Origin of the sequence: Bacillus cereus group sp. MYBK14-1 (assembly GCF_051916885.1) — a bacterium.
GTDB classification, from domain to species: domain Bacteria; phylum Bacillota; class Bacilli; order Bacillales; family Bacillaceae_G; genus Bacillus_A; species Bacillus_A cereus.
Genome location: NZ_JBQAHM010000001.1, coordinates 476,480 through 499,358, shown reverse-complemented (window position 1 = coordinate 499,358; position 22,879 = coordinate 476,480). Strand labels below are relative to the sequence as shown.

The following is a 22,879-nucleotide window of genomic DNA, read 5'->3' as shown; positions in this document are numbered from 1 at the left end:
ATTTATAGCGGAACTGTAAATACATACAAATAAGTGGGGTTTTTGATTTTAAAATTCTGAATTTTCTTTTAAGTTATTAGGGGGCAATGGGATGGTTAAATATTCGAAAATTTCTAAGTGGATTCTTGGTGTTGGATTAGTGACAATAACATGTAATGGTTTGCAAATTCAAGCAGAGACAAAAGAGCAAAATGTGAAGAACGTATTACAAATGGAGCCGGTAGGAATACAGAAATCTGTTGATGAATTGGCGCACCCTTCAAAAGTACAAGAAAATGCATCTTTTACAAAACGGTTAAAATTAGCGGATTTATCACAGCGTCCACTAGCACCAACCGATAATATTAAACCGTTAGCTGAAGAAAAAAAGTATTCAATGGCTGAGTTAAATCAATTAAATAATAAACAATTAACTGATCTTCTTGTGACAATTAAATGGTATCAAATTCCGGAATTATTTCAGTTTAATAGTGATAGTCTTAAATTCTATCAAGATGATAGCCGAATGCAAGCAATTATTAATAAACTAGCAGAACAAGGACAAGCTTATACGAAAGATGATTCAAAAGGGATTGAAACATTAGTAGAAGCTCTACGTGCAGCATTTTATTTAGGTTTTTACCATGATGAATTAAGCAAACTAAATGAGCGTAGCTACCATGATAAGTGTTTACCAGCTTTAAAAACAATTGCAAAAAATCCAAATTTCAAACTTGGTACATCAGAACAAAATAAAATAATTGCATCATATGGAAAATTAATTGGAAATGCATCAGCAGATGTTGAAACGGTTTTATATGCAGGTGAAATTTTTAAACAATATAACGATAATCTTGCAACTTTCATTGAAGACCGAACAAAAGGAGACGCTATATATGAGTTGATGAAGGGAATTGACTTTGATATTCAGACGGATATGTACACGACTGGAAAAGAGCCAAAAGATACGATGTGGTTTCGGAATATCGATAACTTTATTAATGAAGTAAATCGTTTTGCACTACTTGGTACAGTAACAAATAAAAACGGATGGTTAATTAATAATGGAATTTATTATGCTGGCCGATTGGGCAAGCTTCATAGCACGCCGACAAAAGGACAACAAGTTGTTACAGATGCAATGCGAGTTTACCCATATTTAGGAGAGCAATACTTTGTTGCGGCAGAACAAATTACTACAAATTATGGAGGAATAGATGCGAATGGAAAAACTGTAAATTTAGATCAAATTCGAGAAGAAGGTAAAAAGAAATATTTACCGAAAACGTATACGTTTGATGATGGAGCAATTGTCTTTAAAGCTGGGGATAAAGTTAGCGAAGAGAAAATTAAACGTCTATACTGGGCGGCAAAAGAGGTGCGTTCTCAATTTTATCGTACAGTTGGTAGCGATAAACCACTTGAAAGTGGACATGCTGATGATGTGTTAACGATGGTTATTTATAATAGCCCAGATGAGTATCAATTTAATCGTCAACTGTACGGATATGAAACGAATAATGGTGGGATTTATATTGAAGGGACAGGAACTTTCTTTACATATGAACGTACACCAGAGCAAAGTATTTATAGTCTGGAAGAATTGTTCCGCCATGAATTTACGCACTACTTACAGGGAAGGTACGAAGTTCAGGGATTATGGGGCCAAGGGGAAATGTATCAAAATGAACGTTTAACATGGTTTGAAGAAGGGAATGCAGAGTTCTTTGCAGGTGCAACTCGATTAGATAGTGTAGTACCGCGAAAAAGTATAATTGGCGGGTTATCTAATGATCCTGCAAAACGTTATACAGCATCACAAACATTAAATGCGAAATATGGAACGTGGGATTTTTATAATTATTCGTTTGCGCTGCAATCATATATGTATAATAAGCGCCCAGAAATGTTCGATAAAGTACATGATTTAATTCGCGCAAATGATGTTTCAAGTTACGATGCATACCGTGCTACATTAAGCAAAGATAATAAGTTAAATGAAGAATATCAATCTTATATGCAAATGCTTATTGATAATCGCGATAAGTATACGATCCCACAAGTATCAGATGAATATTTAACTCAACATGATCCAAAATCGCTTTCGGACGTTACTTCAGATATTACGAATGAAGCGAAATTAAAAGATGTGAAAGTAACAAAGAATAAATCACAATTCTTTAATACATTTACACTACAGGGAACATATACAGGAAGTGTGGCTAAAGGAGAAGTTGAGGACTGGAAAGTGATGAATGAAGCAACAAATGATATGTTGAAACGTCTTTCAGGAAAAGAGTGGACTGGATATAAAACATTGACTGCTTATTTTGTAAATTACCGTGTAAATAATGCTGGGCAATTTGAATATGATGTTGTGTTTAGCGGAGTGAATACGGAAGAAGGTAAGGCTGTAGAAAAAGAACCAAATAATTCATTTGAAACAGCAAACCCACTATCTTTGAATATTTTGTTAAGAGGAACCTTGAGCGATCAAGATCAGGGGGATAAATTTGTTATTGATGTAAAGGATCAAAAAGATTTACAAATTTCTGTTACGAACGAACAAAATCTTGGACTGAACTGGGTATTATATTCTGAATCAGATTTAAATAATTATGTAGCTTATGCAACAAAACGTGATGGAAACAAATTGCTTGGAAATTATAATGCAAAGCCAGGGAAATATTACTTAAGTGTATATAAGTATGGTGGTGGAACAGGGAATTATACGGTACAAGTAAAATAGTTTACTATAGTTTGTTTTGAAAGGCTACTTATCGCATTTTTTAGCGAAATAAAGTATGTAATGTTAAACATTAAACTAAGCCAACATATCCCTGTTCTAATTATAGAACAGGGATATGTTGGCTTTATATTTTCAAATTAAATAACCCTCATTGGATTTTGACAAGAAAATAATTAATATAGATTTGAATTCTCATTCGTAAAGCATGTTTTAATCTTCTTAATGCTCTTTCATTTTTGTCTCAATGCTTGTTTTCAAATCAGTTGATACTTGATTGAAATACCCCAAAACGATATCCCTAATATCATCGGATATAACTTTCAAATCACTAGCTAAGTTTTCAGCGAGATGTTCTTTTTCTATTGGCTGTAACTTCGTATAAAATTCACCAGCCTGCGTAAAGTCATCCTGTTTCATTATAGAAGTTCTTTCAAGTTTACCTTCAACGTACCTTCCTTCACCGGTTGTAATTTGATTAGCAGGTGTCCAATCTTGCTGCTGGTTAATCGTTAATTTGCGAAATTCTGGACCAATTCTTCTTCTTTGTGAATCACTGTAAATGTTAGCGCGCCCTTGCAGCATTTTATCATCTGATAGTTCTGCACCATCCAGTAAATTAGAAGGAGAGAATGCGACCTTTTCTACTTGTTCCATAAAATTTTCAGGATTTTTATTTAATACCATTTTCCCGACTGGTATGAGAGGATACGTCTGTTCATCCCATACTTTTGTGTCATCTAAAGGATCATAAGAAAGGTGCGCTTCATCTTTCGGATCCATGAGCTGGACGTATAAACCATACTCCACTGGTTTACCATTTTTAATAGCATCATATAAATCTTTCCCGCTATAATCAGGATTTTCAGCAGCTAATTTAATTGCTTCTTTACTAGTAATGTACTGTACACCTTCAAATGGGTACCAATGATACTTTACATACTTTCGATTACCTTCCGCATTTCTCCATACATATGTATTAACACTATGTCCTGGAATGTGGCGAAGACTTTTGGCCGTACCATTATTAGAGTATAAACGGACAACAAAATGAATAGATTCAGGTGCTTTAGCGACAAAACTCCAAAATCTATTAGGGTCTATTAAGTTATTTTTAGGTGAAGGCAATAATGCTTGAATCGTTTCAGGGAAACGCATTGGATCACGGACAGAAAAAACAGGAATGTGATTACATAAAAGGTCAAAAATGCCTTCTTTTGAATAAAATTTTGTGGAAAAACCGCGTACATTTCTAGCAGTATCCGGTGTTCCTTTCGTACTAACAGCTAACGAAAATCGAACCATAACAGGAACTTTCTCATTAGAATTTTGTAAAAAACTTAATTTAGTATGTTCAGACATCGAATATATCGTTTGAAAATAACCGAACGCACCAAATCCTTTTACATGAACAGGTCTTTCTAAAATTTTTTCATGAATAAATTGTTGTAATGACTCATGCAGTACACTATCTTGCTCTAGTACAGGTCCACGTGAACCAACTGTTTGAGAGTGAAATTTAGCTGGTTCAGTAAGTTCTCGATGTTTATTAAAGTCTTCTTCTAATAATTCTTTCCTATGTTTATCATATTTTTCATTCATCGATATAGCCTCCAAATTTTTTCGTCGATTGTTACTAAATATGATTTTATAGTCTCGATTATGTATGACATACAAAGTTCAAAGCAGTAACATACCGCTAGATGAAAAAAACACATATGTAGTGGACCTGTTGAAATAGAAGAAATTATGGAAAAATGAATATCGGGAAGAGAAAGCACACGTTTTAATAAAAAATGTGGAAGAAAACCACTATTAAAATTTCAATCTTAAAACTTAATTTATAAACGATTATATAGAGAATAAACGTTAAAAAAGGAAAAATAACTAGGAGGAATTTAACATGTCGGATTGGTTTCAATTAGATAAAGAATATATGATGTCTACATATTGTCGGACAGAGGTTGCAATGGAAAGAGGAGAAGGATGTAAACTATATGATGTAGATGGTAAAGAGTATTTAGATTTATTTTCTGGCGTAGGAGTAAATGTACTAGGATACAATCATCCTAAAATTGTACAAACGACAATGGAGCAAGTTGTGAAATCGTTGCATTTACCGTTTCATTTCTTAAACCCAGTTGCAATTGAGTATGCAAAGAAATTAGTAGAGTGTACTTTAAAAAGCGGAAAAGTCTTTTTTACAAACTCTGGTACGGAAGCGACAGAAACGACATTAAAATTAATTGATAAATATAGATCTATTGCGAATGAAGAGCGTGACGGAGTAGTTGTGTTAAAAGATAGTTTTCACGGGAGGACGTTAGGGGCACTACATTTTACGAGACAAGAAAAGGTATATCAAAATTTCCCTAAAACATCTATTCCTGTATACGAAGTAGAGCGTGAGAATATAGACCAATTAGAGGAGACCATTATTAAAGAAAAACCAATTGCGATTATGCTAGAGCCTGTTTTAGGAAGTGGGGGAATTTATCCTTTATCAAGTAAATATTTGCATGGTGTTCAAAATTTATGTGAAAAATATAATGTACTTCTTGTCGTTGATGAAGTTCAAAGTGGTATGGGTCGAACGGGAAAACTATTTGCTTATCAAAATTTTAATATCACACCGGACATTATTCAAATTGGTAAAGGAGCAGGAGGCGGGATACCGCTAGGAGGAATTATTGTAGGTGAAAAGTTATGTGATGTATTTTCACCAGGAGATCACGGGACAACGTTTGCTCATTCATCAATGGGAACAGCTTTAGGTTTAACGGTATTAAATACATTACTTGATGATGGGTTAATGCAAGAAGCTTATGAAACGTCACTATATTTGAATGACAAACTGCAAGACATTCAGAAAGAAAATTCTTATTATATACAGGAAGTGCGTCATGCTGGCATGATGTTTGGAATTAGTCTGAATGATACGAATGAAAATGTGAAGAAATTACAGGTTGAGCTAATGAATAAAGGAATGTTAGTCGATGTAACACAAGGGAATATTATTCGATTACTTCCGCCGTATATTATTACGAAAGAGGAAATTGACGCATTTATGAATCAGTTTATTATTTGTTTAGATAAAGTTGCTGCTGTAGTAAGTGCTTAAAAATTAAAGCTATATTTTATATAAAGTGGACTCTAATTGTTGGGGATAGTTTACAATTTGGGTGCATTTTTTATAGTTGAATTTTGTAAAATACAGTCGTTTGTATATGATAACGGAAAAATAGAAGGAATTTCGTTATATTTGAGTGGTGAAGAAAAGGGAAAGTAAGTATAAAGATAGTAGATAAAGCGGGTGGTTTAAATAACTAATGATAGAACGTTTTGAAAATAATAGCATACGAATATATAAATAATAAGAATGAGGTGATATATTGGAAAATAATGATATTCAATTTACTTCTTTACAAATGAGAACGGATAAATATGGTTGGGCTAGTATTCAATATACAAATAAAAAGCAGGCTATCTTATATACTCAAAATAGAGGAGTAGAATGGGATGTTGTCAATCCTCTTAATTCAATTGTATTATTTGGGTATCCAATAAACGCTCGAAGCTCTTGGGCATATGGTTTAACAAAAAAGAATGACGATTTATTGCCAGCTATATTTTATACAGTTAATAGAGGAGAAAGGTGGAGTGAGTTTATTTTACCGGTTGAAGAAGATTGGGAGAAATCGACTGATGTTCAAGTGCAATTGCATGCTACGAATATGGATAGTATATGGATTGTATTATCTAGAAAGCTTGCATCAAATAAATTTGAACATAATTTATACTATTTGAAAACGAAAGGGAAAGTTTGGAAAGTAATAAAAAATATAAGTATTAGTGATAGTATTTCAGGGATAACATTTATAAACGATCTAATTGGGTTTATTTCATTACAAAAACATTATGAAACATCAACGGTATTTAAAACAATAAATGGTGGGGAAAGTTGGAATCCTATAAAAGATATTCCAAGTATTGAAGGAATTAACAATGGGACTGCTATGGCTTATAAAGCAATCTATAAAAATAACTTATTAGTAATACCAACTAAAAAGAATGATGATGTATTTTTAATGAATTACTCATTTGATAATGGGAATTCGTGGCATATTTCAAATAAAACAATAAATACTAGTAAAGTGGCTGTTTCGTTTTTTAGTTCCTATTATGGCTGGGTTATAAATAGTGAAAATGGAAGTGTGTATCAAATAATAAAAAAAGGAGCAAAATGGATTAAAGTATCAAGTAATCCATTGTTAAAAAATGTATTTTGTTTGCATTTTTTTAATCGGCGTAAAGGTTGGGCGTGTAATAAAAAAGAAATATTTACTACAAAAGATCGCGGTATAACATGGAAAAAGGTAGTATATAAAATTAATAATATTGATAAATTTATTTAAAAAAGTCCTAAAGAAATTAGGACTTTTTTTGTTTTTTATGGTGAGAGTTATAACAAACAATGATAAGAGAAAGGAGGTAAGTGCAGAACTTATATTTTTAAAAATAGACGTTTGTTTTCACACAGTATAATTCACTTTTGAATATGTTAATAAAGTAGCAAATTCATAGGAAATGGTAATACTTAATATTTTATGTCACATGATGTGTAAAGGGGGCGTGTAATGAAATCGTTAACGGTTATTATTTTGTACAGTGAAAGAGAGCAAATATTAGAAGAGTCAATTCAATCTATATGGAAGCTAAATCCTCTTGAAATTATAATTTTAGTTCCTAACGATAGAAGTAATTTGTATGAAATAGCAAAGAAACATAAATGTCATATTGTTTTTATGGACAAATATAATAAGCATTATGATGGATATGGAGCTTGTATAAAGGCAGCAAAAGGAGAAGTTTTATTATTTTTAGATGGCAATTTTTCATTATCCACAAATGAAATGCAGAGATTTATTGAGCCAATTGTTACAAATCAAGCCGATGTAGTTTTAAATAAAATAGATAAATTGATAGAAATAGGTAAATGTCCAAATATGGATATTGTATGGAGAAAAATGTTAAATGAAATTTTAAGTCGACCAGATTTAAAAAGCAATTCAATACTTTCGTTACCATATGCGCTTACGAAGGAAGTAGTGGAAAATATCGGCTTTAATTATATGGAAGATATCGTTCTATCTCATATGAAGATTGTGAATCAAGGGTGGCGGATTAACGATCAATATGCAATCAATACGTTATCTAAAGATGAGACTATAGAGGAAGGAGGATATTTAATAAAAAAAGAGTTATCCAAAAATGAAAAAGAGAAAGTAGAAAGATATTTACGCGGTATAGCTAAATGGATAGAGAAAAAAGGAAGAAGAGTAGGGTTTACTGATGCAGGAAAAAGAAGAGATATTGTTCAAAAACTAGGTGAATGTAAGCGATACCCTTCCTATCATCAAGGGTGGGGAATGCATTCTTCAATTTATGATGGGAAGCAACTTTCTGTCATTATACCAGTACAAAATGAAGAAGAGACTATAGAACAAGTAATACTTGAGGCGAGAAAAATAGAACCACTAGAAATCATCGTCGTTGTAAATGGTTCGACAGATCAAACGGCTAATATTGCTAAAAGACTTGGTGTTACTATTATTGAATATAACGAACGACTTGGTCATAATGTTGGACGTGCTATTGGAGCACTTGAAGCTACAGGAGATATTCTTTTATTTATTGATGGTGATTTTAGTGTTTCAGGAAGTAATTTGCATCATTTTACAAAAGCAGTTTCAGCTGGTGTAGACATAGCATTAAATGATTTGAATCCGATGTTACACCCTCCGTTTTATGTTGTAGACGTCGTAAAATATATGCTTAATTTAGCATATAATCGTCCAGAATTAAGCAATGGCTCATTAGTAGCAATTCCACATGCTATGAGTAGATCATGTTTAGATGCAATAGGCTGGGAAAGCTTACTATGCCCTAGTCTTGCACAAGTAAAAGCAATATTACAAGGGTATAGAGTAGAATGTGTACATTACGTTGATGTTGTAAAACCGAATAGAATTCGTTTAATGGAGAATGTAAGTCACAATGGGCATCCTCCGGCAGTATTAAGAATAATTGGTGATCACGTTGAAGCTCTCTCTTACTTGATAGAACAACTCGAAATGGATGGAAAGGGTGATTAAACTGTTAGACCAGTATAAAATAATTAACATTTCATATGAACAATTATGGCAAATGGATTTTCAAATTACAGAACCATTTATACTCAAGGTTGATTGGGATAAAGTAACGTATGAATTTTTAATTCGTATTAAGCCCGATGCTTCTAACACTATTGTTTTTGGATCCGGAGCAGGTGGGTTTCAAGAACAGCCAATTGGTCCACCTATTTTTCATCGACATTCTTGGATGGATGAATTTGAAGATACTGTTATATATTATAATGACCCTACGTTATATCTTGGAAAATTATCTTTAGGTTGGGGACAGGGAGAGTTAAATAGATTTTATTTACAAGATATAGCAAATATTTTAGAAATAGTATTTGTAAAGTTAAAAGTTGATTCGAAAAATGTGTTGTTTTATGGCAGTTCTGGGGGAGGATTTATGTCTTTAATTTTAGCTGGATTCGTTAAGGGCTCCACAGCTTTCATTAATAATCCTCAAACAAATTTATTAAAATGGATACCTGTACCAATAAATCTAGTTTTCGATTTGTCTTATCCAAATTTATCAAGAGAAGAAGTTGAAGAGAAATTTGGCGAAAGAATTAATGTTGTGAAATTTTTTAATCACATTAAATATGTACCGAATATTTATTTTTTGCAAAATTTCGCGTGTGAATTTGATGTGCAAAATCATTTGCTACCATTTATTTCCGAATTAGAGCAACTTGATAAAGACACGGAAGTAAATCAAATTATAATTGACTTATATTTTGATAAAAAAGCAGGGCATGCAGCTGTAGGGAAGAGTGAAACAATTGAATATATAAAAAAAGTAAAACCTAATCAGACTGTAAAAGAAGAACAAAAAGAAGTGGACCTATCAGTCGTTATAGTTTTAGGAGAAGAAAAATCAAAATTGAATCAAATTTTAAATAAAGTGCAGCATATAAAACCACTAGAAATTATTATTGTAGCTGATGATAGAATGAGTGCGATACAATCTATACCAACATTTGTTGAAAGTAACGTTGTTGTGATTGAGGAGAAAAGTAAATGGAAAGCACCAGTTCATGGGGCAAAAGTCGCCAATGGTGATGTAGTCTTATTTTTAAATGGAGAAGATGTTATTTTTTCGGTAGAATTAGAACGATTTATAGAACCGCTACTAAAAAAGGAACAGGATGTAATTTTAAATAATATAGACTCGGTTTGTTTTGAAAAGATGAGAGTAGAATGGCCAAGCATTGCTATGGTGTATAGAAAAATAGTAAACGATGTATTGGGGCGTATGGATTTAAAATATGATTCGATGTTATCTATGCCATATGCTATTACTAAAAAAGCAATTGAAGACATTGGATATGATCTCTTGCAGAACCCTATTCTGTCCCAAGTAACTCTTATTGAGAAAGGGTGGCGACTACAATCCTCGTCAGCCATCACTAACACCTCCTTGAATAATATGCCTGCAAACAAAACCTCTTTCTATAAAAATGGATTAACTAAATTAGAAGTATATGAGATTAAAGAAAATATAAAAGCTTTGGAGAGTTGGTTACAACGAAAAGATGATAGAGGTAATTATACAGATGGAGGAAGAAAAAGAGAAATTATAGAGCAGTTAAAAAACCAAAAGAATTATTCACGTTTCCATAAAGGATGGGGAATGAATTCCTCTATTTATAATGGAAAACAGTTATCAATTATTATACCAGCACAAAATGAAGAATCAACGATTAAAGAAGTTATTCTTGAGGCAAGAAAAATTGAACCGAAAGAAATAATTGTTGTCATTAATGGGTCAACAGATCAAACAGAAGCAATTGCTAAGCAATTAGGGGCAACAGTAATTGTTTATGAAGAAAGATTAGGGCATGATGTAGGACGGGCAATTGGTGCACAAGAAGCGACAGGAGATATACTTCTCTTTATTGATGCTGATTTTGCTATTCCAGCAAAAGATCTTCATCCGTTAACGCAAGCTGTTGCGGATGGTGTTGATATGGTTTTAAATGATTTAAATTTAAATCTTAGATTTCCTCTATATATTGTAAGTTTATATAAATATATGTTGAATATTGCTTGTAACCGTAAAGATTTAGGGGTAGGATCTACAATTGCTGTTCCCCATGCTATTAGTAGAAAATGTTTAGAGGGAATTGGCTGGGACACTCTTCACACAGCGTGTGTTGCACAAGTAAAGGCAATATTAGAAGGGTATAAAGTCGAATGTGTCCATTTTGTAGATGTAATGAAACCAAATCGTATTCGGCCACAAGAGCATTTTGCGACGATAGGACATCCACCAGCTGTATTGAGAATTACTGGGGATCATTTAGAAGGACTTTCATATTTATTGAAGAATAAGGATTTTAAAGATTTATTTTAAAAGGTAAATTTGTCTATTGAATGAGTAACTTAAACATTTCATTTATGCAACTTGACGATATTTAGTATTGCAATGAAACTAAAATCAAAAATTTTTATTATTTTTAGCTCAGGTACAAGTGAAGAGCATGTTTCACTGACTGATAGTAAATGAACAAGTAACTAAAAGGTAAAGGCTTCTTTATATATATGAAGAAGCTTTTATCTTTTTTATTTTAAGTATGGAAGATAAAGAGTAAATAAAGTTGTAACGGTATTTTTATTTTTGGATAAATTGATATTAGATATAAGAAAGGAGGGAATATCTTGTCTTGCATCAATAAAAGTTGTTTTCATATTTCTTTAGAAACTAAAGTCAATCCAAATGGTGGGGCAGAAATATTCGTAAGGTGCAATGATGAATGTTTATCTAATTTTAATGTAATACCGTTTATTGCATGTGTTTCTATTTCAGTAAAGGATGATTTGAGTTTTTTAGTTGATTTAGATAGTTTAATAAAACGTTAATTTTCTATGCAGTTAATAATAAAATAACATCTAATTTATAAGACTTAGTAAGAGAGTCGTGTCCAAATTTAATTAACTGCATATATTGTTAAAAGAAAGGAGGGAGAGTTATGGCATGTACTACGAATAATGTTTGTTTAGATGTGTGTCTTAAAATTACAATTACCCCTGGTAGTGGAATTGATGCAGTAGTCGATTGTGGAGGCACATGTGGGACAAGTCCTACTATTGTAATTAGTCCTAGTGGATCAATTGTTATTACTTTACCATTAGTTGCATGTTTCTCAATTGCACTAAAAGATGATTTAAGTGTTGACTCTTCATTAACAAGCCTCTATTTTCAAACTTCTTAAGAAAGATACAGAAATGAAAAGCCTGCCTGCTACTTTTCTTTTGATCTAATGTAAAAATAAAAAAGATGGTTACAACCATCTTTTTTTATTTTGCTATATATTTAAAATGAATTCATATATTATTTGGTGGTAAGAATATACAATTAAAAGTATTCAGTGTTTCTTTTTTGTTCAATGAGGTAAGAAATTGCTTCTATATGATCACCAATGATTTGTTGCGTTGCTAATGAAAGGTAGCCTTCCTGCGAGAAGTGTTTTTCTGGTCGAACTCGATTTATCTTGTCAACGTCGATAGAATGAACATTTTGTACATGCAATCCTGCTAAAATTGTTTTAACTTGACTTAAGGTTGGTGAAAGAAGAGAATCAAACCCAATTGTATCAATGCATTTTCGACTAAAAGCATGAGGGACAGCAGTTGTGGAGCCCATACCTAAATCTTTTCGATTACATGCTAAATTAACAACATGCTTACATGCAGTTACGATAGTATAAGGAACACGATACATGTAGTAGTGCTCTAATTTATTTAAAGCTAAATCGGTTCCATTTTGAACAGATTGTACAAATGGTAATAAATCAGAACTAGGAATTAAGAAATCACCATCAATAAATAATAATATATCACCTTTTGCAAAATATGCACCAACGGCACGTCCGGTATCAATGCCGAGTGCTTCTTTGTAAGTAATAACTGTTGCACCGCAATTCTTCGCCAATTCCTCTGTTTTATCTGTTGATCCATTAACAATAATGATGATTTCTAAAGGTTTTAATTTCTGCACCTCAAAAATGATAGATTCTATCGTTTTTTCTTCATTTTGAACAGGGATAATGATGGATAATTGTTTATTTCCATAAGTATTTGAATAAAACTTTTTACCTGTAATTATTTTAGGTATAGCTCTTTGTTCGCCGTTTTGAAGTTCTAAAATAATATCTCGCCTTCGATTATTATCAGTATAGTTTCCTCTTGAATTTTGTGATATATTTACCCAATTTTCAATTGCTTCTAGGTGATAACGAATGAGTTGTTTTGAGGGGAAGGAGGGAATTTGCGGTATAGAAATTTTAAAATGATTGCTAATGCGAAATTTATTTTTAATAATTTTCATTTGTGCCAGTATCGGATTTAATAAACTTTCTGGAGTAATTGCTTCAAGAGTTTCTTTTGTTATTGCATAGGGAGGAAATAATAATGAGTTAACATGTAAATCTGGACGATGAAAAAAATGATTCGTAACTTGCTGCCAAATCATTTCTATAGTGGGCTTTTGCTTTTGATAAAAAAAATCATCTAAATTGTTTAATACTACGTCAGCTGATTCGTCTAGTAATGGTTGAAGAAATGGTATAAGTAAGGAAGGGTGAATAATGTAATTTGCATCTAAAAATAAGAGGTACTTACCCTTTGCTTTTTTGGCACCAATTACATAACAATTATTTAATTCTGTCGGTTCTTCTAATGTGATAATTTTACAATTGTAAGATTGTGCAGTATCAATGGAATCATCGATACATCCGTTAATAGTAAGGATGATTTCTAAAGGCTGTAGTTGTTCACAGGCTTTCAAAATTTCAGGTAAAACTCTTATGTTATGCTGTATACGAATAATAATAGAAATCGGATTTTTACACATAAGTAGTCTCCTTTTTAATCAGAGGTAGTTATTAATAAGGTTAGATAAAATAGGAGATATATATTTTATTATATACGTAACGACTATTTAGTTTTATCAGATTTAAAATTTTCATTACTTGAATTCGAACCTTTATTTATTCCAGAAGCGAGTAAATTATTGAGAACGCTAAGGTCTAATTGCATAGGGATTGAGTTTTCGGATGGAGTTTTCTCATTTTCTTTTTTGGTAGTTAATATAGTCTTTATATTTTTTATTTCTTTATATTGCTTTAAGGTAATGAAAAATCCAGAAATAATTAAGAGAAAAGAAACAGTAGCAAGTAAAAGTATTATTTCCAACATAAAATAGCCTCCTTTAAATCTATAATAATACTATAGTTGAATGTAATAAGACAAAATTCGAGCTAATGAGTTCACTTTTTAAATATATGCAAATCTTTAGTAAAAGTTACTGATTTCCAGGTTAAAGGAAGCAATTATAGAAACGTTATAAATATAAATAAATTAAAGTTTCATTTGTAGTGTAAAGGTATGTATTATATAAGCTAAACGTCATTTTATAACAAGTTAAACAGGGTTTAATTTTATATAAAAAGAGCATTTAATTGGACAAATAATTAATTATGTGAAATAATAATAACAGATAAGGAGACGTTGCTTTTCCTTAAGTGCTTCGAATTAATTTTATTCAATAAGAGAAGGTGTGCTTAAAGAAGTTAAATTAAATAAGGAGCTGTTTTATTATATGCAACAAAATAATGATTTAAATTTTGAACCTCAAGACGTTAATATTGTTAATCCTAAACAAGCCAGGAAAGCAGTAATTGCTACTGGTATAGGGAACGCAATGGAGTGGTTTGACTTCGGATTATACGCGTATTTAGCGGTAATTTTAAGTCAATTATTCTTCTCTGGTGTTGATAATAGTGGATTGCAACTTGTACTTACATTCGGTACATTTGCAGCAGCCTTTCTCGTTCGACCAATCGGAGGTGTATTCTTTGGTAGAATAGGAGATAAGTACGGCCGAAAAATCGTGTTAAGTACTACTATTATTTTAATGGCACTTTCTACATTATTCATCGCATTACTACCAACCTATGAACAAATTGGTGTATGGGCACCAATACTACTTTTAGTTGCCCGAATGATTCAAGGCTTCTCTACAGGCGGCGAATATTCAGGAGCAATGGTTTATATCGCAGAATCTTCTCCAGATAAAAAGCGTGGTATACTCGGTAGTGGTCTTGAAATTGGAACACTCTCAGGTTACATTGCTGCATCGGTAATTGTTACCATTTTGACGTTATTGTTAACAGATGAGCAAATGCTCAGCTGGGGATGGCGTATTCCGTTCTTAATAGCTGCACCAATTGGTTTGGTCGGTTTATACTTACGCCGTCATCTAGATGAATCTCCAATCTTTGAAGAGATGGAAAAAGCACAAGAGGAATCTGAAGACAATGAACAATTTTCATTCATGGATATTATTAAATATCACAAAAAAGACTTCTTATTAAGCACAGTAATTGTCGCCTTCTTTAATATTACAAATTATATGATTCTTTCGTATATTCCTTCTTATCTAACTCAAGTACTTAAAGTCGAAGAAACAACAGGTTTATTAATTATTTCTATTACGATGGCACTTATGATTCCACTAGCACTATATTTCGGTAAATTAAGTGATAAAATTGGTAATAAACGCGTTGTGCAAATTGGTTTACTTGGTTTAACTGTATTTGCAATTCCAGCATTTTTACTAATAGGTAACGGACATATTGCAGCTATATTTGCAGGTATTTTCGTACTAGGTTTCTTCTTAAGTGTATATGAAGGAACATTACCTTCATTATTACCATCACTCTTTTTCACTGATGTACGTTATCGAGCACTTTCGATCTCATTTAATATTTCTGTATCGATATTCGGTGGAACAACACCGCTTGTATGTTCATACTTAGTTCATGCAACTGGTAACCCGCTCGCACCGGCATTTTATTTAGCAGGTGTAAGTATTATTGGATTAGTTGTATTTAGTGTACTATTCGTTACAACTTCAGGGCGTGCGCTAAAAGGTTCATATCCTACAGTAGAAACGAAAAAAGAAGCACACCAAATCGCTAAAGAAGACCCTGAAGAAACACTTTGGTGGCATGAAGAGTCATTAGAAATTGAAGCAGGGAAGAATGCTTCCATTTAAAAAGCAACGTAGAAGTACAAAAAGACTCCTATGAATATAGGAGTCTTTTTGTTACGTTATTTCTTTCGTTTCTTCAAACTTTTTTGATATGCATAAAGCTTATGAATCTCTTCCTTAAATTCATGTAGAAGTACAGTGTTTGCACTATTTGAATAACGCACCGTATTATAAGCATCTATAATAATATCACTTTGAATATTTACATCTTCTTCATCGTTTATTCTTTCTAGCCAAGCCTCAACAGTTTCTCCCCGTTTTCTATTTAAAGGAGGGGTTAACTTACTCTCTAGCTTGAAAATTTCCTTCCGAATTTCGTTATGTGGCGGTTTATTTCGTTTAAAACGATTTTGGCTCATTCCTTCTTTATCAGTAATGATAGTAGATTCGAAGGCGGGCATATTTGGTAAACTTAAATGTTTTCGTTTTTTTACTATTTTCCAAACGACGTAAATAGCGATAGCTGTACAGACTATTATTGTAGTGCTATTTATGAGTATTGGATCAAAATCAGGAATTTTTTTTCCGTCTTCAATTTTTGGTTTTAAGAGATGTCCTTTATTTGCCCAAACATCTTCAGTATCTTTTAATTCCGCTGCTTTAATTAATGGCATTAAAGCATAGCCGACGCCTAATGCGACTACTTCCGTTATAAGACCAAAAATAAGTCGAATGAAAGGAAATACATGAACAATTAATATACTCATTAAGCCAATCGTAATGATAGAAGAAAAACGTAATAGTTGTTGTTTGCGATTTGCCCCGGTTAACCAAAATGTAATCATAAGATGCAAGGCTAACATTAATAGTTTCCACAACGGTGGAAAGGGTGCATAAAATATAGCTGAAACGACAAACCATACAATACCACCTAAAGATTTTTGAACTGGATATCCAGGTCCGACCACATGTACGATAAAGAAAAATAGTGGTAATATGATTGTGCCAAATAGAGAAAAAGGTAAAAATAAAGAGAAAAGAACGATTTGAAGAACTAAAAGTATTACAAATCCTGTTGTTTTTTTCTGCATAAATTTATGAATAAGAAATACTCCAATATAGCCTGTTGTTAAAAATATTGCAATACTAATTAGTTCATCTCTTTCTGTTAATAATGAAAGCAGAAGGAGCAGAATGAAATCATGAATGTGATATAGCCAAGTTTTCAACTGGTTCCACCATCCCTTCACTAGTAATGAGAAACGTTGGCTGCGAGAGAAGAGGGAGTTCATTTCTTTGTAAACCAATGTATATCATTGTAGACGATCGTTCTCTCTTTCTCTTTACATAATGAAGGAATCCTTGTTTCGGAAGTAACGTACTATCATCTGAAATACGGGCTAATTCTTCTAAAGCTTTTGCATATTGTGTTTGTCCTTCATTTAACGGTACATGTAATGCACCGCCTTCTGCTAATACACTAATAAACAATTCAAACGGAAGGTGGTGCTTCGTTGCATACTGGAAAATGTATGTTGCATATGAAATAAGTTCTTCTACATTATCTTTCCAACCAAATCCACGATCGGCAGCTAAAGAAAGACAAATCGTCCAACTATAATTTTTTACAGGTTCATATTGCTTCGCCTGTAATTGTTGCATTTTAGCAGATGCCTTCCAATGAATAGAGCGGAAAGACTCACGCTCATATCGCTTTACACCGATAATAGATGTTTCATCATTGTAAAAAGAAAAATTCGTTCGATAAGATCCATTCAAAAGTTGCTGAAGTTCTTGCAAACCTGCTACTTCTTTAGGAGAAGGATACACAATAATTTCAGTCCTTAATTTATCAAAAACAGGTAAATGTACAGTTAATAGATGAAATGGATCTTTTAATACACATTCAAATTGTTCAATTTGAAACACACCACGCTTCGTGGCGGTTAATGTTAACCCCCATTTTTGTGCCGAATGTGCAGGTTGTGAAAATGGGAAAGAGAATAACGTTTTTGATATTTGTTCAATGCCTTGCTCTTTATGCGGTATAAGGGACGAATTTAAATGAAAGTAACAAACACCATTAACGATTGGTATGCTGGCTCCATTTTTTAAATGAATAAAAAACTGTCCAGATTCCTCAGGAAAAATCCGTGTAGTTTGTTTCTCATTTATGATTTGAAACTTCTTCTCTATGAAAGCGACATATTTATAAATAAAAATCGCAAATAAATAATAGAAGAAAAAGAGAAACATAAGCATTCGTTGCGGGAAAAAGAATGTGAAAAGTAATGCGATTGGAACGGTTAGTTGAATAATATGGAGTTGAAAAAATAAAGGCACAGTTACAACACGCTGTCCATTCATGCTTGTTCAATCTCCACAGGTACGTCAACTTCTTTTAAAATACTTTGCATAATATCATTCTTTGTCGTACGCAGGGCACCTTCCATTGATAAGACGATACGGTGATTCCAAACAGAAGGAACTAACAATTGTATATCTTCTGGTGTGCAATATTCTCTCCCGCGTAAAAAGGCTAAAGCTTGAACAGCACGTACTAAAGCTAATGTGGCACGAGGGCTTACACCGTTAGCGATATAATCATGATTTCTTGTAGCATGAGCAAGTTTAATAATGTAATGTTCTAACGGTTCCGAAACAAATATTTCTTTTACTCGTTTTTGAGCTTCTAAAATATCTTCTAATGAGATGACAGATGTGACACTTTCTAATGGTAAATCGTTCCGAAAACGTCGCATCATTTGTAACTCATCTTTAGGAGTTGGATGACCGATTGAAATCGTCATTAAAAAGCGATCAAGCTGTGCATCTGGAAGAGGGAAAGTCCCTTGTGATTCAATTGGGTTTTGCGTCGCAATAACAAAGAACGGTTTCGGAAGAGGAGTTGACTGCTTCTCCAGCGTCACTTGTCGTTCTTCCATCGCTTCTAACAAACTCGACTGCGTTCTCGGCATTGCACGGTTAATTTCATCTGCTAGCAAAATGTTTGTCATAACTGGTCCAATTCTTAATTCGAATTCGCTTGTTTTTGGGTTGAAGTATTCAATACCTGTTACATCACTTGGAAGTACATCAGGGGTAAATTGAACGCGAGAAAAACTACCACCAATACTTTTTGAAATGGTTTTCGCCAGTAACGTTTTCCCAGTACCAGGCACGTCTTCGAGTAGTACATGTCCATCAGCAAGAAGTGAAACGAGCAGTAGATCAATAACATTTTCTTTACCAACAAACACAGATCCGATGTTTTCTTTCAATTTATTTATCATATGTACCATTCCTTTCATTATAAAAGAGCTAATATTTCTATATTTTAACAAATTATTCAGAAAATCGGTATGATTTTTTAATTCAAAGAAATGGATATTTAATTATTAAATTACTCTTGCATATTTTGGAATATAATTATACAATATCGATATACGATGTATCGTGAGTCGATATATCATATATCGATGTATCGGAGGTAGTTATAATGAATGCGAAGGCGCAAAAATATATTCCGTTAACTGAGGCGACATATTACATATTATTGTCACTCGTGAAGCCGTTGCATGGCTACGGAATTATGCAAATGGTAGAAGAGATGACAAATGGGGAAGTAAAGCTCGGCCCTGGTACTTTATATGGAAATACGACGAAATTACTAAAAGAGAAGTTAATTGTTGAAGTTGCCTCTACAGACAGAAAGAAGTGCTATGAGTTAACGCCGTTTGGGAGAGAAGTGTTAGAGCTCGAGTATAACAGGTTACAGAGATCTGTAAGGAATGGGAATAGTATATTAGGGGAGTGAATGAGAGATGGAGACAAAGAAGGTATTTAAATTTTTCATGGCATGGAGTTTAGAAAAAGAAGAAGCTTTTTTACGGAAAATGCATCAAAAAGGTTGGGCGTTACAAAGGTATAATTTGTTGTATACGTTTAAGAAAACAGAACCGAAAGATGTAATATATAAAGCAGATTTTAGATTGGTTTATTGGGATTCAAAAGAAAAACAACAGGAGTACTTTGAAATATATGAAATGTCTGGTTGGAAACGTGTCACAAGTTTTACAAGATGGAATTATTTTTGTAAGGAAGTAGAGAAGGGAATTGAGTTACCTGACATATATTCAGAGAAGGACACGAAGGTGCAAAAAATGAAGGAATTATTACAATTTTTCGCATTAATTTCAATAACTATATTACCCTCAATGTATAGCGTATTTTTAAGTTCAACAGAATCAAGAGTGCCAATTTGGGCGAAAGTTATGACAGGGCTTGTAGGTTGTATGTATGCTTATTTCTTCATGAGAATTTTTTGGAAAATCAAGAAATTGAAAAGTGAAATATTATAATAAAGATTAGACTCTATAAGAAGATAATGATGAATATGACATCATTATCTTCATCTTTAATTTTTATGTAATTCTATTTTGTTAACTATTTTTTATATAATAAAAATATATATTTAATTCATAGAACTAACAGTTACAAAGAATAATACCAGTAACAATACCTAAAAAAATCATAAATGAAGAAGAAATAATTAATAATAAAGAATTAGCAATAAATATCACTTTATTAGATTTTTGATTTTTAAAATGGTAATAAAGTAAAAGACCACAAATAGTAGAAACAATCCATATTGTTAGACCGTAAGGAGTCGTTATTTTTTCAAAATCGAAGATCCAAAAGTAAAAGATGACTATGTGGCAAGTTACTAGTAGAAATGTTGATGGAAGCATTATCTTTTTATTTAAAATCATTTGTTATCCCCCCCTTATGTAAATATTACCAAAAGGGTGTGGGTTTTAATATATAATAAGGAAGAAATACATTTTTAATTAACGTATTAAACGAAAAAATCCCTTATAGAAAAATCTATTTCTACAAGGGATAATCATGTTTTTATTAGAAAGACTGATTTTGCGCAGGTTTAATAAATTGTTCAGGGTTTTCAACAAGTCCGCATACAGCACATTGGACACGGTATGTAGGTCCTTGATAGGCCATATGAAAAGCATTCATCGTTTCATTTGTGTATTCTTCTTCCACTTGACCAGTTTGTGGATTTATTTTGACTGGTTTTACTTGTTGCTCAAGAATATTAAAGCGAGTACGGTTCGTTTTACAACTTGGACATAGCATTGGTTCCATATGTATACACCTCCATTTGTATCATTTCTTAAAATCTTTAATTTTATGCAAGCAAAAAACTTTCTCAATATAAATAGGCGTTTAATGTATTTAAAATTCAGAAAAAATAAAATATAATAAAAGTACGAACTGGTTATGTCCAAACCAAATCTCCTGTTTTATGCCAATAAGCTGGGGGGCCGAGAAATCGGCCTCATTTTTTTTGCTCATTACTAGAAGGAACAAGGTTTTTATGAGACTTTTGTCGAAATTTTAGGGATAGATACAAAGGGGGATGTAAAATGAATTTGAAAATGAAGTACATCATTTTATATGTAGAAAAGTTTGAGGAATGTTTAAAGTTCTATAAAGATATTTTACAGTTACCTATAAAAGCAGAGCACGGAACATATATTGAATTTAATACTGGAACTACCATTTTAGCGATGAATACGCGGCAAGATGTGAAAGAATTAACAGGACTACCGCTTACAGAAGGTGAATTACAGTCTTCTCATTTCGAGTTAGGATTCGTTGTTGAGAATGTACAAGAAACGATTGAGCAATTTAGAGAGCAAGGTATTAAAATTTTAGTGGAGCCAATTGTAAAACCGTGGGGACAAACAATTGCCTACATTGCTGATCCAGATGGAAATTATATTGAAATTTGCAGTTCATTAGAATAGAGGGAGAAAGAGAAATGGGATTTCCGAAACTAGAAACAGAACGTTTATTCTTAAGAGAACTTACACTATTAGATGCAGAAACGATGTTCCAATATTTTTCGAAAGAATCAGTTATACGTTATTTCGGAATGGATTCTTTCCAAAATATTGAGCAAGCGAAAACAATGATTCAAACGTTCAAAAATCGTTATGAAGAGGGCAGTGTATTTCGCTGGGGAATCGAGAAAAAAGGGACGGGCCAATTAATCGGAACGTGCGGATTTCATTTAATTAATAATCATCATAAACGAGCTGAAATTGGTTATGAATTAGATGATACATATTGGGGACAAGGATATGCATTGGAAGCATTACAAGCAATTTTAGCTTACGGATTTGAAATACTGCAACTAATAAGAATCGCAGCGGTTGTATATGTAGAAAATAAAGCTTCTCAAAAATTATTAATAAAAGCAGGATTTCAAGAAGAAGGATTACTTCGAAAACATATGATTCAAAATGGAGTTGCTCATGATACCATTTTATATTCTTTATTAAAAGAAGAGTGGAAGAAGTAATGAGTACAAACGAACTTATAACGATTATGAAGAAGCATAGGGAAAATAGATTCATTTTAGGTATAGATGGTTTAAGTCGATCTGGAAAAACAACATTCGTAGCCAATTTAAAAGAAAATATGAAACAAGAAGGCATTCCGTTTCGTATTTTCCATATTGATGATCATATAGTGGAGCGTAATAAACGATATCATACTGGATATGAAGAATGGTATGAGTATTATTATTTACAATGGGACATTGAATGGCTAAGGCGGAAATTTTTTCAAAAGCTACAACATGAAACAAAATTGAAATTACCTTTCTTTCATGAAGAAACAGATATATGTGAAATGGAAAAAGTACAGATTCCTATTGTAGGCGTAATTGTTATTGAAGGAGTTTTTCTGCAGCGAAAAGAATGGAGAGATTTTTTTCATTATATGGTCTATTTGGACTGTCCAAGAGAGACAAGGTTTCTACGTGAGAGTGAAAAAACGCAGAAAAACCTTTCAAAGTTTGAAAATAGGTATTGGAAAGCAGAGGATTATTACTTAAAAACGGAATTGCCGAGGGATAGGGCGGATTTAGTCATTGAATGATTTGAAAATAGAAGGTGA

At 32.5% G+C, this 22,879-nt stretch carries 20 protein-coding genes and 1 pseudogene; 13 read left to right on the top strand and 8 right to left on the bottom strand.

Features of this window, described 5'->3' with window-relative positions; translation table 11 throughout:
- Positions 1-91 precede the first annotated feature (91 nt).
- Positions 92-2,728, top strand: coding sequence for a collagenase ColA (colA, locus tag ACTFR3_RS02580; protein ID WP_440044127.1), 2,637 nt, complete (start codon positions 92-94; stop codon positions 2,726-2,728).
- A gap of 219 nt (positions 2,729-2,947) precedes the next feature.
- Here the strand turns inward: colA and ACTFR3_RS02575 are convergent, their stop codons facing one another.
- Positions 2,948-4,327 (bottom strand): catalase, encoded by a 1,380-nt coding sequence (locus ACTFR3_RS02575; protein ID WP_440041581.1) that lies wholly within the window; start codon positions 4,325-4,327, stop codon positions 2,948-2,950.
- Between the two features lie 301 nt (positions 4,328-4,628).
- Between ACTFR3_RS02575 and ACTFR3_RS02570 the strand changes: the two genes are divergently transcribed.
- The 6 genes from ACTFR3_RS02570 to ACTFR3_RS02545 all read left to right on the top strand — a co-directional run bounded on the left by ACTFR3_RS02570 (position 4,629) and on the right by ACTFR3_RS02545 (position 12,113).
- Positions 4,629-5,846, top strand: coding sequence for an aspartate aminotransferase family protein (locus ACTFR3_RS02570; protein ID WP_001286474.1), 1,218 nt, complete (start codon positions 4,629-4,631; stop codon positions 5,844-5,846).
- Between the two features lie 271 nt (positions 5,847-6,117).
- Entirely contained in the window at positions 6,118-7,140 is a 1,023-nt protein-coding gene (locus tag ACTFR3_RS02565) for a hypothetical protein (protein ID WP_440044126.1), read from the top strand.
- A 222-nt stretch (positions 7,141-7,362) separates the two neighbouring features.
- Positions 7,363-8,880, top strand: coding sequence for a glycosyltransferase family 2 protein (locus tag ACTFR3_RS02560; protein ID WP_000839308.1), 1,518 nt, complete (start codon positions 7,363-7,365; stop codon positions 8,878-8,880).
- Between the two features lie 52 nt (positions 8,881-8,932).
- On the top strand, positions 8,933-11,254 hold the full coding sequence (locus ACTFR3_RS02555; RefSeq protein WP_440044247.1) for a glycosyltransferase: 2,322 nt from the start codon (positions 8,933-8,935) through the stop codon (positions 11,252-11,254).
- A gap of 305 nt (positions 11,255-11,559) precedes the next feature.
- A complete protein-coding gene (locus tag ACTFR3_RS02550) occupies positions 11,560-11,760 on the top strand; it encodes a hypothetical protein (RefSeq protein ID WP_001277646.1) in 201 nt (66 codons plus the stop codon).
- 110 nt (positions 11,761-11,870) lie between these two features.
- Positions 11,871-12,113: a hypothetical protein gene (locus ACTFR3_RS02545; protein WP_000752474.1), complete on the top strand. Its 243-nt coding sequence runs from the start codon at positions 11,871-11,873 to the stop codon at positions 12,111-12,113.
- A 143-nt stretch (positions 12,114-12,256) separates the two neighbouring features.
- Here the strand turns inward: ACTFR3_RS02545 and ACTFR3_RS02540 are convergent, their stop codons facing one another.
- Both ACTFR3_RS02540 and ACTFR3_RS02535 read right to left on the bottom strand, forming a co-directional pair.
- Entirely contained in the window at positions 12,257-13,753 is a 1,497-nt protein-coding gene (locus ACTFR3_RS02540; RefSeq protein ID WP_440041584.1) for a glycosyltransferase family 2 protein, read from the bottom strand.
- Between the two features lie 83 nt (positions 13,754-13,836).
- On the bottom strand, positions 13,837-14,097 hold the full coding sequence (locus ACTFR3_RS02535; RefSeq protein WP_063536685.1) for a hypothetical protein: 261 nt from the start codon (positions 14,095-14,097) through the stop codon (positions 13,837-13,839).
- A gap of 403 nt (positions 14,098-14,500) precedes the next feature.
- On the opposite strand from ACTFR3_RS02535, the gene ACTFR3_RS02530 reads away from it, so the two are divergent.
- A complete protein-coding gene (locus ACTFR3_RS02530; RefSeq protein ID WP_001186926.1) occupies positions 14,501-15,958 on the top strand; it encodes an MFS transporter in 1,458 nt (485 codons plus the stop codon).
- Between the two features lie 56 nt (positions 15,959-16,014).
- On the opposite strand, the gene ACTFR3_RS02525 is transcribed toward ACTFR3_RS02530, so the two are convergent.
- The 3 genes from ACTFR3_RS02525 to ACTFR3_RS02515 are packed head-to-tail and all read right to left on the bottom strand — an operon-like array spanning position 16,015 to position 19,188.
- Positions 16,015-17,124, bottom strand: coding sequence for a DUF4018 domain-containing protein (locus tag ACTFR3_RS02525; protein WP_440044125.1), 1,110 nt, complete (start codon positions 17,122-17,124; stop codon positions 16,015-16,017).
- Positions 17,096-18,262 carry a DUF58 domain-containing protein gene (locus ACTFR3_RS02520; RefSeq protein ID WP_088339138.1) on the bottom strand — a complete coding sequence of 389 codons (1,167 nt, stop codon included), beginning with the start codon at positions 18,260-18,262 and terminating at the stop codon, positions 17,096-17,098. The genes ACTFR3_RS02525 and ACTFR3_RS02520 overlap by 29 nt, the downstream gene beginning before the upstream one ends.
- The gene (locus ACTFR3_RS02515; RefSeq protein WP_000608784.1) at positions 18,259-19,188 is read right to left on the bottom strand and encodes an AAA family ATPase; all 930 of its coding nucleotides are present in this window, start codon (positions 19,186-19,188) and stop codon (positions 18,259-18,261) included. Before ACTFR3_RS02515 ends, ACTFR3_RS02520 begins: the two co-directional genes overlap by 4 nt.
- Positions 19,189-19,394: 206 nt before the next feature.
- On the opposite strand from ACTFR3_RS02515, the gene ACTFR3_RS02510 reads away from it, so the two are divergent.
- Together ACTFR3_RS02510 and ACTFR3_RS02505 are read left to right on the top strand one after the other, a co-directional pair.
- Positions 19,395-19,712 carry a PadR family transcriptional regulator gene (locus ACTFR3_RS02510; protein WP_000991882.1) on the top strand — a complete coding sequence of 106 codons (318 nt, stop codon included), beginning with the start codon at positions 19,395-19,397 and terminating at the stop codon, positions 19,710-19,712.
- A gap of 7 nt (positions 19,713-19,719) precedes the next feature.
- Positions 19,720-20,256 carry a DUF2812 domain-containing protein gene (locus ACTFR3_RS02505; RefSeq protein ID WP_075719993.1) on the top strand — a complete coding sequence of 179 codons (537 nt, stop codon included), beginning with the start codon at positions 19,720-19,722 and terminating at the stop codon, positions 20,254-20,256.
- 113 nt (positions 20,257-20,369) lie between these two features.
- On the opposite strand, the pseudogene ACTFR3_RS02500 reads toward ACTFR3_RS02505, so the two are convergent.
- Positions 20,370-20,667 (bottom strand): annotated as a pseudogene (locus ACTFR3_RS02500) (hypothetical protein).
- 145 nt (positions 20,668-20,812) lie between these two features.
- The gene (locus tag ACTFR3_RS02495; protein ID WP_000433602.1) at positions 20,813-21,058 is read right to left on the bottom strand and encodes a hypothetical protein; all 246 of its coding nucleotides are present in this window, start codon (positions 21,056-21,058) and stop codon (positions 20,813-20,815) included.
- 281 nt (positions 21,059-21,339) lie between these two features.
- Here ACTFR3_RS02495 and ACTFR3_RS02490 point away from each other — a divergent pair, with 281 nt between their 5' ends.
- The 3 genes from ACTFR3_RS02490 to ACTFR3_RS02480 are packed head-to-tail and all read left to right on the top strand — an operon-like array spanning position 21,340 to position 22,861.
- Entirely contained in the window at positions 21,340-21,723 is a 384-nt protein-coding gene (locus ACTFR3_RS02490) for a glyoxalase/bleomycin resistance/dioxygenase family protein (protein WP_001049849.1), read from the top strand.
- A gap of 14 nt (positions 21,724-21,737) precedes the next feature.
- Positions 21,738-22,280: a GNAT family N-acetyltransferase gene (locus tag ACTFR3_RS02485; protein WP_000506638.1), complete on the top strand. Its 543-nt coding sequence runs from the start codon at positions 21,738-21,740 to the stop codon at positions 22,278-22,280.
- Positions 22,280-22,861 carry a kinase gene (locus ACTFR3_RS02480; protein WP_000106114.1) on the top strand — a complete coding sequence of 194 codons (582 nt, stop codon included), beginning with the start codon at positions 22,280-22,282 and terminating at the stop codon, positions 22,859-22,861. The genes ACTFR3_RS02485 and ACTFR3_RS02480 overlap by 1 nt, the downstream gene beginning before the upstream one ends.
- Positions 22,862-22,879 lie beyond the last annotated feature (18 nt).

Bases quoted from the DNA above. Each gene is read 5' to 3' on its own strand.
- colA (WP_440044127.1), top strand. From the start codon at position 92: ATGGTTAAATATTCGAAAATTTCTAAGTGGATTCTTGGTGTTGGATTA.
- ACTFR3_RS02575 (WP_440041581.1), bottom strand. From the start codon at position 4,327: ATGAATGAAAAATATGATAAACATAGGAAAGAATTATTAGAAGAAGAC.
- ACTFR3_RS02570 (WP_001286474.1), top strand. From the start codon at position 4,629: ATGTCGGATTGGTTTCAATTAGATAAAGAATATATGATGTCTACATAT.
- ACTFR3_RS02560 (WP_000839308.1), top strand. From the start codon at position 7,363: ATGAAATCGTTAACGGTTATTATTTTGTACAGTGAAAGAGAGCAAATA.
- ACTFR3_RS02555 (WP_440044247.1), top strand. From the start codon at position 8,933: ATGGATTTTCAAATTACAGAACCATTTATACTCAAGGTTGATTGGGAT.
- ACTFR3_RS02545 (WP_000752474.1), top strand. From the start codon at position 11,871: ATGGCATGTACTACGAATAATGTTTGTTTAGATGTGTGTCTTAAAATT.
- ACTFR3_RS02540 (WP_440041584.1), bottom strand. From the start codon at position 13,753: ATGTGTAAAAATCCGATTTCTATTATTATTCGTATACAGCATAACATA.
- ACTFR3_RS02535 (WP_063536685.1), bottom strand. From the start codon at position 14,097: ATGTTGGAAATAATACTTTTACTTGCTACTGTTTCTTTTCTCTTAATT.
- ACTFR3_RS02530 (WP_001186926.1), top strand. From the start codon at position 14,501: ATGCAACAAAATAATGATTTAAATTTTGAACCTCAAGACGTTAATATT.
- ACTFR3_RS02520 (WP_088339138.1), bottom strand. From the start codon at position 18,262: ATGAATGGACAGCGTGTTGTAACTGTGCCTTTATTTTTTCAACTCCAT.
- ACTFR3_RS02515 (WP_000608784.1), bottom strand. From the start codon at position 19,188: ATGATAAATAAATTGAAAGAAAACATCGGATCTGTGTTTGTTGGTAAA.
- ACTFR3_RS02510 (WP_000991882.1), top strand. From the start codon at position 19,395: ATGAATGCGAAGGCGCAAAAATATATTCCGTTAACTGAGGCGACATAT.
- ACTFR3_RS02505 (WP_075719993.1), top strand. From the start codon at position 19,720: ATGGAGACAAAGAAGGTATTTAAATTTTTCATGGCATGGAGTTTAGAA.
- ACTFR3_RS02495 (WP_000433602.1), bottom strand. From the start codon at position 21,058: ATGGAACCAATGCTATGTCCAAGTTGTAAAACGAACCGTACTCGCTTT.
- ACTFR3_RS02490 (WP_001049849.1), top strand. From the start codon at position 21,340: ATGAATTTGAAAATGAAGTACATCATTTTATATGTAGAAAAGTTTGAG.
- ACTFR3_RS02485 (WP_000506638.1), top strand. From the start codon at position 21,738: ATGGGATTTCCGAAACTAGAAACAGAACGTTTATTCTTAAGAGAACTT.
- ACTFR3_RS02480 (WP_000106114.1), top strand. From the start codon at position 22,280: ATGAGTACAAACGAACTTATAACGATTATGAAGAAGCATAGGGAAAAT.